11 protein-coding genes and 1 pseudogene are annotated in these 15,083 nt (G+C 38.4%); 8 read left to right on the plus strand and 4 right to left on the minus strand.

The annotated features are described in order from the left end of the window. The first annotated feature begins 92 nt into the window (after positions 1–92). From E2636_RS01210 to E2636_RS01235, 5 genes are all read left to right on the plus strand, one after another. Positions 93–815 carry a ZIP family metal transporter gene (locus E2636_RS01210; protein ID WP_134208250.1) on the plus strand — a complete coding sequence of 241 codons (723 nt, stop codon included), beginning with the start codon at positions 93–95 and terminating at the stop codon, positions 813–815. Between the two features lie 179 nt (positions 816–994). Beyond that, positions 995–1,909: a plastocyanin/azurin family copper-binding protein gene (locus E2636_RS01215; RefSeq protein ID WP_243840758.1), complete on the plus strand. Its 915-nt coding sequence runs from the start codon at positions 995–997 to the stop codon at positions 1,907–1,909. Positions 1,910–1,992: 83 nt separating this feature from the next. Next, complete coding sequence (locus E2636_RS01220) at positions 1,993–2,328, plus strand: metal-sensing transcriptional repressor (protein WP_279587110.1); 336 nt, start codon at positions 1,993–1,995, stop codon at positions 2,326–2,328. Positions 2,329–2,343: 15 nt separating this feature from the next. Beyond that, positions 2,344–2,556 (plus strand): copper chaperone CopZ, encoded by a 213-nt coding sequence (copZ, locus tag E2636_RS01225; protein ID WP_134208254.1) that lies wholly within the window; start codon positions 2,344–2,346, stop codon positions 2,554–2,556. Positions 2,557–3,064: 508 nt separating this feature from the next. Then, positions 3,065–5,473 carry a heavy metal translocating P-type ATPase gene (locus E2636_RS01235; RefSeq protein WP_134208259.1) on the plus strand — a complete coding sequence of 803 codons (2,409 nt, stop codon included), beginning with the start codon at positions 3,065–3,067 and terminating at the stop codon, positions 5,471–5,473. 140 nt (positions 5,474–5,613) lie between these two features. On the opposite strand, the gene E2636_RS01240 is transcribed toward E2636_RS01235, so the two are convergent. Beyond that, a complete protein-coding gene (locus tag E2636_RS01240; protein ID WP_134208261.1) occupies positions 5,614–7,548 on the minus strand; it encodes a fructose-1,6-bisphosphatase in 1,935 nt (644 codons plus the stop codon). Between the two features lie 809 nt (positions 7,549–8,357). Here E2636_RS01240 and E2636_RS01245 point away from each other — a divergent pair. The 3 genes and pseudogenes from E2636_RS01245 to E2636_RS01260 all read left to right on the plus strand — a co-directional run bounded on the left by E2636_RS01245 (position 8,358) and on the right by E2636_RS01260 (position 11,011). Further along, positions 8,358–9,491, plus strand: a complete 1,134-nt coding sequence (locus tag E2636_RS01245) for a hypothetical protein (RefSeq protein ID WP_243840708.1) — start codon at positions 8,358–8,360, stop codon at positions 9,489–9,491. A gap of 228 nt (positions 9,492–9,719) precedes the next feature. Next, entirely contained in the window at positions 9,720–10,256 is a 537-nt protein-coding gene (locus E2636_RS01250; protein WP_134208265.1) for a hypothetical protein, read from the plus strand. 125 nt (positions 10,257–10,381) lie between these two features. Continuing rightward, positions 10,382–11,011 (plus strand): annotated as a pseudogene (locus E2636_RS01260) (nicotinate-nucleotide--dimethylbenzimidazole phosphoribosyltransferase). A gap of 87 nt (positions 11,012–11,098) precedes the next feature. Here E2636_RS01260 and katG read toward each other — a convergent pair. The 3 genes from katG to E2636_RS01275 all read right to left on the minus strand — a co-directional run bounded on the left by katG (position 11,099) and on the right by E2636_RS01275 (position 15,064). Next, on the minus strand, positions 11,099–13,309 hold the full coding sequence (gene katG / locus E2636_RS01265; RefSeq protein ID WP_134208269.1) for a catalase/peroxidase HPI: 2,211 nt from the start codon (positions 13,307–13,309) through the stop codon (positions 11,099–11,101). Between the two features lie 367 nt (positions 13,310–13,676). Then, positions 13,677–14,000 (minus strand): MmoB/DmpM family protein, encoded by a 324-nt coding sequence (locus E2636_RS01270; RefSeq protein WP_134208270.1) that lies wholly within the window; start codon positions 13,998–14,000, stop codon positions 13,677–13,679. Beyond that, positions 13,997–15,064, minus strand: a complete 1,068-nt coding sequence (locus E2636_RS01275; protein WP_134208271.1) for a ferritin family protein — start codon at positions 15,062–15,064, stop codon at positions 13,997–13,999. Before E2636_RS01275 ends, E2636_RS01270 begins: the two co-directional genes overlap by 4 nt. Positions 15,065–15,083: the final 19 nt, after the last annotated feature.

Here is a 15,083-nt window from a genome sequence, read left to right on the forward strand (position 1 = left end):
ACTGAATTTGTTTAAGTAGTTGTAATTATTTCTTCATAAATAAACTCCTCAACCCATATAACTTAGAGACAAACATCGTAAGGGTGATTAATATGTCTTCAATCTGGGTTGTTGGAACTTTGTTTACAACTTTAGGTTTTGGTATCGGTGGAATAATTGCTATGTTATTAAAAGGAGTTCAGAAGCAAACCGATGCAGTTTATAGTATTTGTGCAGGTTTAATTCTAGGATTAATAAGTTTTGAAGTTGCCCCTGAGGCAATAAAGCTAGGCAATTGGGTTACTTTTTCATTGGGTATTTTAATAGGAGTAGTCTTATACCAGATTATACATAAATCATTTAAAGTTCTACTCGTTCCTGCTAAAAGTGGAGCAAAGCGTTCTTCATTATACACCGGCATGATGCTGATGATTTTCATTACATTTCATAACCTGCCAATAGGAATTATATTAGGTTCAAATCAGGAGGCCACTTTAAGTCTTTCTATCCTTAAAACGATATTCCTACACAATATTCCAGAGGGGATTATTGTATTTACACCTTTTTTTATGGCTGGATTAGGAATTTGGCCGTTGGTATTTTTTTCAATTATAGTTGCATTACCAGTAGGTTTTGGTGCTTATTTTGGAAGTACATTACATATTGATAATCCCTTTTTCTGGTCTGTTTTTATCAGTATGTCAATTGGAATGATTTATATGGTAACGGTAAAAGAAATATTAACCGATTCCATAAAAGCATCCACTTCCATTCGTGTGTTTCTCTTAGCTGCTATTGGTTTTGGCTGTATAGGAGCATATTTCGTTTTTATCTAAAGTGGGTCCAAATTTATTCAGCTAAATTCAAAACAGAAAGTCCACAAAGCTTTAGTGGATTTTCTGTTTTTTTGAATAGAAAAGGGGGGAATTATGCATTTCCGCTAAAGGATCTTTGAGAGTTATTTTGTAAGAGGCATTTGTTACTTTCTTTATACATAGCATGTACCGAAAAGGTGGTGCTAATTTTGAGTGACTTTCATGTGTATGCTTTAGTGTTAATTAGTGTTGTAACACTTATATCCATATTATTAAGTCTCAAACGGAAAGCTAATTTCCCACATATGACCGGTATGATTATGTCCATGTTCCTAGGGATGAATGTAGGATTAACGGCTGGGGTATTGTTTGGTGCTGTATATCAAGGGGATTTATTTTTTTCTACAATTGTAGGAATGGCTATCGGTATACTAGCAGGTGCATTATGTGGAATTTGTTTTGGTCTACTGTCACTGCTAGAAGGGGTTATGGCTGGTTTGATGGGCGGTATGATGGGTGCGATGTTAGGAGAAATGATTGCAGTTGAACAAGCAATTGTATTTATAAAGATTTTTTTAGTTCTATCTGTATGTACAATATTTTTATTGATTATACTATCCACACCGAACTTGGCACTAATTCACAATAAGAGTTGGTTTTTAAAACCCATATTAACCTTTTTGTTAGTTGGTGGGGTTATAGTCTTAGGGAATTCATTAAACAAGGAGATAGAACCTTCTATTCCTCATAATCACAAAGAAGATACACATGCTACATCTGAAAAGCAAATAGAAATTCAAACGATTGTTATTGAAACCGCTGGTATGAAGTACTCACCACAAGATATTATTGTGGAAAAAAATAGTACCTTTACATTGCAATTAAAAAATTCGGATCAAATAGACCATGACATTGAAATTAAAACTTCCGCGTTTACTATGATGCGTGAATCTAATCACCATAAGATAGATCACAACGTGATTCATTTGCATGCACAACCCGAGACGACAAGTGAACTAACATTGTCTATGAATGAAGTTGGAACATATACATTTTATTGTACATTACCTGGGCATCGAGAGAACGGGATGGTAGGTCAGTTAGTAGTAAAATAGAGAATTTTGTTATAATCATTCTACTTTACATACCCCCTATAGGTACGTTATGATGAACGTAATCAAGATTGGAGGCTGGTTTAATGGATAATACAACAAAAGAAACAATGAGTAATCCTGTAGTCTCGAATGCATCTTGTAGAAAAAGTAATCATCCTGAATCGGTAAAAACAGATTTAATTCATCGATTAAACCGTATTGAAGGTCAAGTTCGAGGAATTAAGGGTATGGTAGATAAAGATGTGTATTGTGATGATATTATTACGCAACTTTCTGCTACTCAGTCTGCATTAAATAGTGTAGCAAAAGTTCTTTTACAAGGACATTTAAAGGGCTGTGTAGTTGACCGATTAGCTGAAGGCGATGAAGAAATTCTTGATGAATTATTAGTAACCATTCAAAAATTAATGAAAAAATAAAAGGAGGAAAACAAAATGGCTAATCAAGTTACTTTACAAGTACAAGGAATGTCTTGCGGGCATTGCGTGAAATCAATTGAAAATAGCGTAGGTGCAATGAACGGTGTGGAAAAAGTGAATGTTGAATTAAATAATGGGACAGTAGATGTTGAATTTAATAGCAATAAAGTGGATGTTCAAAAAATTACAGATACAATTGAAGATCAAGGATACACTGTAGGGGCTTAATGAGAAAAATGCTGCGTAAATCGCAGTATTTTTAAAAATTCATTAATATTGTTGATTTCCGTTTCAGGCGGACGCTTTCCGCGGGGCGGGCGGTGAGCCTCCTCGGTCGCTTCGCAATCTGCGGGGTCTCACCTGTCCCGCTGATCCCGCTGGAGTCGCCGCCTTCCACTACAATCCATGAAGTGAAGTAACCAACAAGAAAATCTATCAATTGCTTATTGCTAAGACACGATTGATTCTAAGTTAAGCTAGAGATAGAACCAACCTATAATCGTAGTTGCCATCTAGATTAGTTGATTGAAGCGCAGGTGCATGAGCTGAAGACCCCGCAGGAGCACATGTTTTTCCAGTGACGAGGAGACTGAAGCCATGCCCGCGAAAAGCGTCCACCGTAGCGGAAATCAACAGGCTACTATGGTTACTCTTCTTAAAAGGACCGGGCGTACTTTGCCTGGTTTTTCTTAAAATTAATACATACCCCTATAAGGTATGAAGGGAGTGAAGTGAAATGACAGAAAAAAAGACGGATATAGCCATAACCGGAATGACGTGTGCGGCTTGTGCGAATCGAATAGAAAAAGGATTGCAACGAATGGAAGGCGTCACAGATGCAACGGTTAATTTTGCAACTGAGAAAGCGAATGTTTCGTTTAACGAAGATAAAACGAATATGGCATCATTACAAGATAAAATCAGAACTCTTGGGTATGACGTAGTAAAGGAAGAAATAGATTTAAATATAATAGGAATGACGTGTGCAGCTTGTTCCACACGAATAGAAAAAGGTCTTAATCGCATGGAAGGAGTTCAAAATGCAACGGTCAATTTGGCTTTGGAAACAGGTCATGTGTCTTTTGATCCTAGTGTTTTGTCATCAAATGATTTAATAAAGAAAGTTCAATTACTCGGTTACAATGCTGAATTTAAAAATGAACAGCACGGAGAAAAAATGGATCACCGTAAAGTGGAAATTAAAAAGAAAACTCGACTATTTTTAATTTCAGCGTTATTATCTCTTCCGCTTTTATGGACAATGGTGTCCCACTTCTCGTTTACGGTGTGGATGTATGTGCCAGATTTTTTAATGAACCCCTTTGTGCAATGGGCACTTGCAACTCCAGTCCAGTTTTGGATAGGATGGACCTTTTATAAAGGTGCCTATTTTGCCCTGCGCAATAAAAGTGCCAATATGGATGTACTAGTTGCTTTAGGTACATCCGCTGCCTATTTTTACAGTGTTTATCTGGTTTTAATAAATTTACAGCATACAGGCGGCACACACAGTGTTGGGTTATATTTTGAAACGAGTGCAGTGTTAATTACTTTGATTATTCTTGGTAAAGTGTTTGAAGCGCGAGCTAAGGGTCGTTCTTCAGATGCTATTCAAAAGTTAATGAAGCTCCAACCTAAAATGGCATTTGTAGAGCGAGATGGCGTTACAACAGAAATAGCAATAGATGACGTCCGTATTGGAGACGTCTTGATGATAAAGCCGGGTTCATCCATCCCAGTTGACGCAAAAGTCGTCTCGGGTAATTCTGCAGTAGATGAATCAATGTTAACTGGAGAGAGCTTGCCAGTAGATAAATCGCCTGGTGACGTGGTTTATGCAGCAACCGTTAATGCAAATGGCATATTGCGTGTAAAAGCTCAGGGTATTGGTAAAGATACGGTTCTATCAAATATTATCCGTGTAGTTGAAGAAGCACAGGGCTCAAAAGCTCCTATTCAACGACTAGCTGATCAAATTTCAGGGATTTTCGTGCCAATCGTTGTGGGTATTGCGGTTCTTACGTTTATCGGATGGTATTTCATTTTTTCTCCAGGTAATTTTGCAAATGCGTTAGAAAGTACAATTGCTGTGCTTGTTATCGCTTGTCCTTGTGCACTTGGCTTAGCAACTCCCACTTCTATTATGGCTGGATCTGGTCGTGCTGCAGAACTTGGTGTGCTGTTTAAAACTGCCGAAGCTATGGAAAATACAAAACACATCGACACGATTGTGTTAGATAAAACGGGAACAATCACCAATGGTCGACCACAAGTAACTGAGTTTGAAGTGGTTGAAGGGTTTGAACGTGACCGTATTGTATCGCTTGCAGCATCAGCAGAAAGTCAATCGGAGCATCCTGTTTCTACAGCGATTACTACGTATGGGGAACATGCAAAACTGCCAGTGGAATCATTTGAAGCTATTCCGGGACATGGTATCCGTTCAGTCGTGGATGGTCAAAATGTTCTAATTGGAACACGAAAATTAATGAATGAGGAACATGTAGAATTGGGTCAAACGATTGCGGACGATTTAGAATCTCAAGGTAAAACCGTTATGTTCATGGCTATAGATGGGACATACGCAGGGTTAATAGCGGTTGCAGATACGGTAAAAGATTCTTCAGAAGCAGCTATTATAGAAATGAAGAAATTGGGACTACATGTAGTGATGCTAACAGGAGATCAAGAAGGTACTGCACGTGCAATTGCAGCACAAGTTGGCATAGACGAAGTATTCGCAGGTGTTTTACCGGCAGAAAAAGCGAATGTTGTGGCGAAGTTAAAAGCACAAGGTCGACGAGTGGCGATGGCAGGTGACGGACTTAATGATGCCCCTGCTTTAGCGACAGCAGATGTTGGGATGGCAATGGGAACAGGAACAGCCGTTGCGATGGAAGCGGCAGATATAACCTTGATGCAAGGAGATTTAATGCGTGCGGTTGATGCGATTCAAATGAGTCGATTGACTGTGCGTAATATTAAACAAAACTTGTTTTGGGCTTTAGCCTACAATGCAGTAGGGATACCTATTGCGGCTGCAGGATTTTTGGCTCCTTGGCTAGCAGGAGCTGCCATGGCATTTAGCTCGGTATCGGTTGTTTTGAATGCGTTACGTTTACAACGTGCAAAAATGACCAAGTAAATAATGATAGAAAAAAACAAGCATCCAAGGATGCTTGTTTTTTTAATGAATAAGCAAGTATAATTTGATCGCTACATATTATCATCCAAAAGCAGGCGAAGTCTTTGGGCCATCATTATTGAAGGAAAATGAAATACATGTCACTTCATATAACGATGCTCCATCAGACTATTCAAATTAGAGATTTCCTGTAATAATCCCTCACCGATATTCGTTTCTCTCACCTTTTTTCTCTTCAGTTCTTCGTCCACCAATCTTTTTACAGACAATACATCGGTTTCATTGCTTAAAACTTCTTCTTTTGAAATAAAAAGCTGATGGGCGACCAGCTCCATGCCATAGGAATTGTACAATAACGTGTATCCTGCTATCCCTGTTGTTGATTGATAAGCTTTGGAAAAACCGCCATCGATAACGATCATCTTCCCATTCGCTTTAATCGGATTTTCTCCATCAATTTCTTTCACCGGCGTATGCCCATTGATAATACGGCCAAGTTTAGGATTCAAATCAAATTCAGCAAGCATCTTACGGCATATTTCCTCATCTTCGCGCAAATAGTAATAAGGATTTTTCCTTTCCTTATGCGTTTCTTTTTCTTTAATAAAGTAACGCTCAAAGGTTGTCATCTCTCTTTTTCCAAAGAGGGATGAATTTTCTCCTGTCCATAGGTACCACACCATATCGGTCGCAAAGTCATCTGTTTCATCGGGATGGGCAAAGGCATATCGGAGAAAACGCTCGAAGACATCCAGCAACTCACGGCCAGCATACGTTTTACCCTCAATTTTCATTTTTTTCATATTCCCGATTTCATCTAGCGGAATGCAGCCATGTATCAGTAAATTCCCGTTATATTTCAAATAAAGGCTACCTTTTTTCATTAGAAAATTCATATGTCTGGCTAGTTTTTCTGAATGCTGGACAGAAAACAACAATTTATCCATGACTTGTTTTTCTTCTTCCAACAATTCTTCAGGCTTCTCCGGATTGATCGTCGCAAAACAAATGTTCTCAAGCGGATACGTTTTCCCGTGAAGTGTTGCTTCGTTTTTGTCGTAATTTATTTTCTCAAGCAAGAGCCGATCCGACATATCAAAGCACGGGCGTCTTTTGATAATCGGACTTTCCAGCTTAAACTGAATGATGGAAATGGCTTGATGAATTTTGGTGATTTGCAGCTGTTCTTGCTCGGTTAGTTTTTCATTTGAAATTCTCTTTGGGCGAAAAACCGGATTGTCATCATAGTATTTTTCTGCAAGGTTCAGAAGCGGCCTCAGATTGATTCCATACACATCTTCAATAATATCTAAATTATTGTAGCGAGCGCATATCCGGATGATATTCGCCAGACATACCTTAGAACCGGCAAAAGCACCTAACCATAGGACATCATGGTTCCCCCACTGAATATCAACGGAATGATAATTGATGAGCGTATCAACAATTTTGTGAGGAGCGGGACCTCGGTCATAAATATCCCCTACAACATGAAGATGGTCCACAACTAATCGCTGAGTGGTATAAGCAAGACCAATTATCAATTTATCGGCTTGGCCAAGGGAAATAATTTTCTCGACCATTTTAGTATAATAATCTTTTTTGTTTTTGAGTTCGTCCGTCTTATACAATAACTCTTCAATAATGTAAACAAATTGTGTAGGCAAAGCTCTACGTAATTTCGAACGTGTATTCTTGGAAGAAGCGTATGAGACAAGCTTCATCATACGCTCGATCATTACTATATACCATTCTTGCAATTCCTTTTTACTGCTAAAATTGCTTTTTATTAACTGTAATTTCTCCTCTGGATAATAAACGAATGTCGCAAATTCATTTAGCTCATGTTCATGCAATTCATCTTTGAAAAGGTCTCTGATTTTCACTTTTACATTTCCGGAACCATTCCGCAGCACATGCTGAAATGCCTGATATTCGCCGTGTAAATCGCTCACAAAATGTTCCGTTCCCTTAGGCAAATTCAGAATGGCTTCAAGATTAATGATTTCAGTGACCACTTTTTCTTCACTGTCATATTTTTGCGCTAACAAATCTAAGTATTTTAAATTTAACATGAGGTACCCCCTTTTAAATGTCGGTCTTTATTCTTCTATAGAAACTTTTTATCTTCTAGTGCAAAAAATCGCTCTTCTACTAACTATTCAAAGTGTATTTCTACATTATCTAAGTAATTTTTAGTGGCGTAAGTTAGACCTTCAATTATATTTTATTATAACAGGAGATTTCTCTACGAGACTTATCCTATCAGAGGGTTTGATAGTTTAAATAGAAAACTATTATTATCTTATTTATATTAACATTAATTCCTAATTTATGAATTTATCAAAAACTCTTTAATATAACCTCCATGTACCAAACTTTTCTCTAAATACGATACAACTGGTTGTAAAATATATATGACACTTTAGGAGCTATTTTGCACTATAAGTAAATATAAAAAGCCCAATTTCCCAAAATTAAATTGAGAAATTGGCTTTCGTTACTCAGGAAAAGGGAACGATTGCTGAATAAGATTTTTTCAACATATTCTTAAGGACTTTGCTCCTGTGTAAAAAAGGTTTGAGCCTAATTTACATTTTTAAGCCATAAACTTTTGCCCATTTAAAGCATTTTTTACCCTAATTTCAGGTTTGGCCACTTATTGCCTTTAAATAGGCTAAGTTGCATACTGTTTTCATATTAAAATTTTGAGATGGATACCGATATTTGACGTGTAGGCAGCTAATAAAAATGCAACCCCAATCATTAAATATTTTTTCAATTTCACCATCTCCTTTACTTATATTATCCTAGCATTACCAATTTAATCCTTAAAGACCGTATACTTATATACAAAGAAGATAGTTGGAGAGGGGAAATTTCAGTGATTGAAGGTTTGACTGTAAATGAAAGAGAACATTTTTTGTCATTAGTTACGACTGAACAACGGGACTTTTTAGAAACCGAAGTGAAGCGTGGGAGACGTACCATCTTTGAAAATGCGATGAGGGAAGAAAAAATATCTGCCATCAAATCTGTTGATATCGCCCTGGAAGACGATGAAAAGAATGTGGTGGATTGGATGATATCGGACTATATTGATTTTGGATTAGGAAATCTCGAAGGTCGATGTGCGTGTCGCCGACGGTTACGTTATCAATTCACGGTCGAGCATCAAAAGTCCGGGAAAAAGATTCAATACGGCAAAGAGCATTTAAGCACCTTCTTAAATATTGATGTTCGAGATATTGATGGGGTTATCCATGAATTAGATAAGTTTGACTTTGAGCTAGATGAACTTCTTGTGAAAATACAGGAGGACGATTATGGATACGAACATTACGAGAAAATACAGGATAAATCAGTCGTTGCGAAGGATATTTTGAAACATATGGAGCTTCACATTCCTTTGTTTGACCGCCAAATCAATCGGTTGAAGAATTTGTATAAAAATCAATTGGAAGCTATCTTGAAGAAAAAACGAAAAGCCCAACTTGAAATCGAACTGAAAAAACACCAACAGGATAAAGAGCAATTTGAACAGCTAAAACGAGAAAATAAACAAATCGAGGATATGTTGTTTGCCCAACGTAAAGATGAATTTGAAAAGAAAAATCAAGAAAATGAGTATAAGAAGAAGCAACTACTCAAAAATAAAGTACGAAATGCGAAACAAATGGAAGCTTTACAAGAACTGATTGGGTATGGGGCAAAGTTAGAGGATGTAGCTTATTCGCTTGTATTAGATGGCAAACATAGTGCCGTTGAGATTAGTAAAATCATTGTGACTCATATGAATGTCGATAAACGCATTTCGGTAGGTACATTGGGTAGACCGTATATTTATATGGATGTACTCTTGGCTTTACGGACACATGTAGAAAATGGGAAACTGATTATGGATGAATCATCAAATGTTGACGATTGCATTTTCTTTGTCAATCCTTATCCAGAAGAACATATCGTGGATGACAAGCCGAAAGAAAAACAAGGACAGCAAGAATTAGCATTGCCTTAAAAAGAAGCAAGAGCAGACGTGTTTCATCTGTTCTTTTTTTACAGCCTGGTATTTTAGAAAATATAATGTCTATATAATTTGTATAATAAAAGCAGTAGCAATAACACATAGGGCCAAATAAAAAAAGACTCAATCCATTTCAATTTGGATTGGGTCTAGCTCGTCTTATTTAATTTATCCAAAAGTTAATGGGATATTATGTTAAATAATAATTCGAGGGGGTTGCATATGAAAAAATCAAAAGAAATGAAATATTTTCATTTTATATTATTAGTATTAACACTATCAGCTTGTACTCCAAGTCCTGATTTCGAAATGTATGAAGGGAAATCTTTAAGAATAGCAGTTGTTGGAGAACCACCAGAAGTAAAAGAAGAACAAGTACACTTTAAAGAAATTTCATTTGATGAAATGACAAGTGAAGAACTGAAGTCTTATGATGCTGTTTTTATTATGAGAGAAAACCTTCCCCAAGCCGCTGAAAGTTATTATGCAGATATTTATTTGAATTCACCCAATCCTTTCTTCTTTATTCAATCAACTAAAAGTTATAATTCTTTTATTGACAAAGAACAAGAATACGCTGATGCACTTGATATTTCGCAATATGGTGGCTACTACGCTACTGGGTTTCTAGCTTCGTTAAAGGATGAAAATCATAAGTTTTGGAGATACGGTTTATATAACGATATAGAAAATAACGAAAATATTAAAGATGTTTATTCACGGATATTTAACACAATTGAACAAAATTCACATCCTTAATACATATTGATGTCCCATTCAAAATTAATGTCAGAACGAAAAACATAACTTGAATGAAGATCGGTAGTTGTCACGATTGATGTAGGCAACTGCTAGAGGAAGTGAGATTCCGTAAGGTTTTGCTGGTGGGAGAGAACTTCCGAGAACCGTTGTTATGTCAACATGAATTGTATACTCTAATTCAAGTTGGGCGTGAGCTTGCTAGTCAACAAATAAGCGAGGGGCATCGTCTTCTAATTGCTGGAGAAATGGGAATTGGAAATACCTCTGCCTCAAGTGCCCTAGTCACTGCAATCACGTGAGCAAACGTTGAAGAAGTTGGTGGCACTGGAACAGGAATTGACCAAGAAGCGAAACTTAGAAAAATAGCGATTATTGAAAAGGTGATTCAAAAAAGAGGGATTGATGCTCATACCGCACCATTAGCGATATTGGCAAAAGTAGGAGGGCTTGAAATTGCCGCTTTGGCAGGAGTGATTCTTGAAGGGGCTGAAAGACATATTCCTGTCTTGGTTGATGGGTTTATTTCCTCAACAGCTGCTCTTGTCGTAGCTGAGCTTGATCCCGCTGTTCGTCCATATCTGATAATTGCGCATCAATCTGTAGAGGAAGGACATAGGATTTTGACTGATTATCTAGGAATAAAACCGTTACCCAAAATAGCTTGTAGAGAAAAAACCATAGAGGTTTCTCTACAAGCTGAAGGATGGTTCCTTGTTCCCAAATTAACAAGCACTTACTTGGTAAGTCTCTGAAGGAACTTATTAAAGTCTGAGCTCAATTAAGGCATCCTCGTAAGGTGCTTTTGGATAATAATTATTATCCATCATTCAAATGATGATTTACTTAAGGTCGAAACGATCTGCGTTCATGATTTTTACCCAAGCCGCGACAAAGTCATTCACAAACTTTTCTTTGTTGTCGTCTTGTGCATAGACTTCCGCAAGGGCACGCAAGACTGAGTTTGAACCAAATACGAGGTCAAATCGTGTTGCTGTGCGTAAGACTACACCTGTTTTGCGGTCGCTTCCTTCATATAGGTTGAAGTCTGATGGCTTCCACTGAATGCCCATGTCAAGTAGGTTAACGAAGAAGTCGTTAGTAAGTGTGCCGACACGGTCTGTGAATTCGCCATGTGTTGTGCCACCGTGGTTTGTACCAAGAACACGCATTCCACCAATCAGTATTGTCATTTCCGACGCTGAAAGGTTCAACAGCTGTGCCTTGTCTAACAGCTGCTCTTCTGGGCTTACGCTGTATTCTTTCTTCTGGTAGTTACGGAATCCATCAGAGACCGGTTCTAATACGTCAAAGCTATCAACATCTGTTTGTTCTTGTGTTGCGTCACCGCGTCCAGGAGTAAATGGAACTGTTACTTCAACACCTGCATCTTTAGCTGCTTTTTCTACTGCTGCACTACCACCCAACACAATCAAATCAGCAATGCTGACTTTCTTTTCAAGCTGGCTTTGAATCTCTTCATATATAGAAAGAACTTTTGCAAGCTGTTCTGGCTGATTCGCTTCCCAATCCTTCTGTGGAGCTAGGCGGATTCTAGAACCGTTCGCACCACCGCGCATATCGGAACCTCGGAACGTACTAGCGGAAGCCCAAGCAGTTGTTGTTAACTCACTGACTGTAAGACCTGATTCTAAGATTTTTATTTTAAGTTTTGTTACTTCAGCGTTAGTTAAATCATAATCAACATCTGGTACTGGATCTTGCCAGATCAGTTCTTCTGCAGGAACTTCTGGACCAAGGTATCTGTCTTTAGGACCCATGTCACGGTGAAGTAACTTGAACCATGCACGAGAGAATGATTCTGCAAATTGATCTGGATTCTGGTGAAAACGACGGGAAATCTTTTCGTATTCAGTATCTATTCGCAATGCCATATCCGCAGTCGTCATCATCGTAGAAACGCGAATAGATGAATCTTCTGCATCTGGTGCAAGATCCTCTTCCTTAGGGTTAATCGGCGCCCACTGGTAGGCACCCGCGGGACTCTTTGTAAGCTCCCACTCGTATCCAAATAATAGATCATAGTAACCGTTATCCCACTGTATCGGATTGGCTGTCCATGCGCCATCGATGCCGCTCGTGATCGTGTCACGACCTTTACCACTTCCATGAGAACTTAACCAGCCTAATCCTTGTGTTTCGATATCCGCTGCTTCTGGTGAATGTTCAACATGTGCTGGATTCCCAGCACCGTGCGATTTACCAAATGTATGGCCACCAGCTGTTAGTGCAACGGTCTCTTCATCGTTCATTCCCATGCGTGCAAATGTTTCACGGATGTCGCGGGCACTTGCAAGTGGATCTGGCTTTCCGTTTGGCCCTTCAGGATTAACGTAGATTAGACCCATCTGAACGGCAGCAAGTGGATTTTCAAGATTGCGATCGCCTGAGTAGCGGTTGTCATCAAGCCATTCTTTTTCATTACCCCAGTAGATGTCTTCTTCTGGATGCCAAACGTCGGCGCGTCCTCCAGCAAAACCAAATGTCTTTAAGCCCATTGATTCAAGCGCTACATTACCAGTTAATACGATTAAGTCAGCCCAGGAAATCTTATTCCCGTATTTTTGCTTAATCGGCCATAAAAGGCGGCGTGCTTTATCAAGGTTTGCATTATCTGGCCAGCTGTTAAGTGGAGCAAAACGTTGTTGACCCGTTCCTCCGCCCCCACGTCCGTCACCTGTACGATACGTACCAGCAGCATGCCAAGACATTCGAATAAAGAATGGACCGTAGTGACCGTAATCAGCAGGCCACCAATCCTGACTGTCTGTCATCAGGTTATGAAGATCCTGCTTCAATGCCTGATAATCCAGCTTTTTAAATTCTTCTTCATAATCAAATTCTTCACCCATTGGGTTCGTCTTTTTGTCATGTTGATGAAGGATATGTAAATTAAGCTGATTTGGCCACCAGTCCTTATTTGTCGTACCAACCTTTGTTGTCGTGATGGCACTTTCTTCATAAGTTTTTTCTTGTGTTTGTCCGTGCGATACCGGGCACTTCCCAGCGTTGTTGTTTTCGTTGTGATCCATCTGTAACTCCCCTTTCTATAAGTCCCGTTAAATACCAATGTATAGATCATAGCCGCTAGTTGTTCCCCTTGCCCTGTAGATGATTGATAAGAGTTTCACTCTGATCAATCATCTAGGGCAAGGGAAGCGCGGTAGGAAAGATGAACAATATCTAATCTAGAAAAATAGTAATATGCGACACCTATCTTGACAAACACCGCTTTTGGTAATATCCATATTTTTTTGAATCATCCCTTATAAAAATAACCTATCTCAATGAATTAACGTTTTAAGTTGTTATAGACAATAGGGGAAGGGGATATCTTCATTTTTATAAGGGAGTACAGTAAACTATGAAAATAGATACCCTTTTGTTGAATCTTTTTAGTTATAAAATATACTGCATGGCTTCCTCTGGGTCTGCAAATAATAGTATTTTGTCATCTAACATGATCATTCGACCATAGTGAGTAGACATTTCTACCTGAAATGAGTAGGGATCAAAATCTCTACCTAATTCCTCACTAATTTCTTCCATTAGGAATTCAAGTTTCCCTACACCATCAATACGAATTAAAGCAGGAAATAATGTTACCACGACGTCTGGTTTTTCTCGCATAATATCGGCAATTACTCGACCTTCTACACTATCACTCAGAGTTACACCACACTTATTATTAAAACCTTTTTCTAATTCTACATTGTTACTCATAGGTTAACCCCTTTCGGTAAGCTTATGTTAAGGTGCTTTAAAATTGAGTTGAAACGTTCATTAGCTCTTTGATATGCCTCCGCATAAGTTGTTACTTTTACTCGTGGTTGAGACCAAATGGGCTGAAGAAGATTTGCAGCTTTAACACACAATGGAACATACTTTTCAAGCCACTCTTGAGCCACTTGTATATTCTCCTCACCAACCTCGGGATCAGTGAAGAAAACCCCAAACATTTCAGTAGAATAATCTAAGTTCCGTTCGTAATCAGCTTCAGCAGTAGAAACTACGGTAGGAGTTACATAATCTCCATGGGATGATGCATATTGCATTAAGAAGCCACTTCTAAATAATTCCCCAACTAGAGGCTCATAGACTAGGTTTATGGCGAATGTTTGTTCAGCCCAGTCTGTAGTCGCACTAAACGTTTCTACTACTTCACGGACACCTTGCCACATAGGATTGCTCATCCAATTTTCTTTACCTGATGCTTCGTCAAGTTCAATCATACTCGCTACTTCACCAATATATATCGAAAGATCTTGGGCATATCGTAATTTATCTGCTGCATTTATCAGTAATGAATTGTTAATCATTTGACTCATACCATCACGTTGAGCAGACTGAAAGATCATGCCGATACCATACTCTGGATGTTTGGATGCCCCTAAGTGGTCTTGCAGAATTTTAGACCACGTTTTATCAAGCTTAATAAACTGATTTTCATCTTTAGCACTTTTAATAGTTAAGGATACTTGCTTTTCAATGGAGGATTGACGAATATAGTGATTACGTTCCCACTCTCCGTTTGGATCCCGGTACTTATGCCAATCTGAGCTTTTAATTTTTGTCCATTTATCAGAATAGGCTGGTGTTCCATCAGGGAAAGAAACGATCCAACCTTGAGATAAATAACGTTTGGGATCGGGTTGAACATCAACTGTTACATCCTCATATAACGTACCTTTTCTTCCTTTTGGATCATAATAATTGTATTTACGACTAGTACTTCCAGCAAACTTTTTCGAACCGGCCTCGGCGGTTTTATCTGAAATTTTACTCATACAATTGACCTCCTATTCA

The sequence above is a fragment of the Paenisporosarcina antarctica genome (genome assembly GCF_004367585.1).
GTDB classification, from domain to species: Bacteria; Bacillota; Bacilli; order Bacillales_A; family Planococcaceae; genus Paenisporosarcina; species Paenisporosarcina antarctica.

Bases quoted from the DNA above. Each gene is read 5' to 3' on its own strand.
- E2636_RS01210 (WP_134208250.1), top strand. From the start codon at position 93: ATGTCTTCAATCTGGGTTGTTGGAACTTTGTTTACAACTTTAGGTTTT.
- E2636_RS01220 (WP_279587110.1), top strand. From the start codon at position 1,993: ATGGATAATACAACAAAAGAAACAATGAGTAATCCTGTAGTCTCGAAT.
- copZ (WP_134208254.1), top strand. From the start codon at position 2,344: ATGGCTAATCAAGTTACTTTACAAGTACAAGGAATGTCTTGCGGGCAT.
- E2636_RS01235 (WP_134208259.1), top strand. From the start codon at position 3,065: ATGACAGAAAAAAAGACGGATATAGCCATAACCGGAATGACGTGTGCG.
- E2636_RS01240 (WP_134208261.1), bottom strand. From the start codon at position 7,548: ATGTTAAATTTAAAATACTTAGATTTGTTAGCGCAAAAATATGACAGT.
- E2636_RS01250 (WP_134208265.1), top strand. From the start codon at position 9,720: ATGAAAAAATCAAAAGAAATGAAATATTTTCATTTTATATTATTAGTA.
- katG (WP_134208269.1), bottom strand. From the start codon at position 13,309: ATGGATCACAACGAAAACAACAACGCTGGGAAGTGCCCGGTATCGCAC.
- E2636_RS01270 (WP_134208270.1), bottom strand. From the start codon at position 14,000: ATGAGTAACAATGTAGAATTAGAAAAAGGTTTTAATAATAAGTGTGGT.
- E2636_RS01275 (WP_134208271.1), bottom strand. From the start codon at position 15,064: ATGAGTAAAATTTCAGATAAAACCGCCGAGGCCGGTTCGAAAAAGTTT.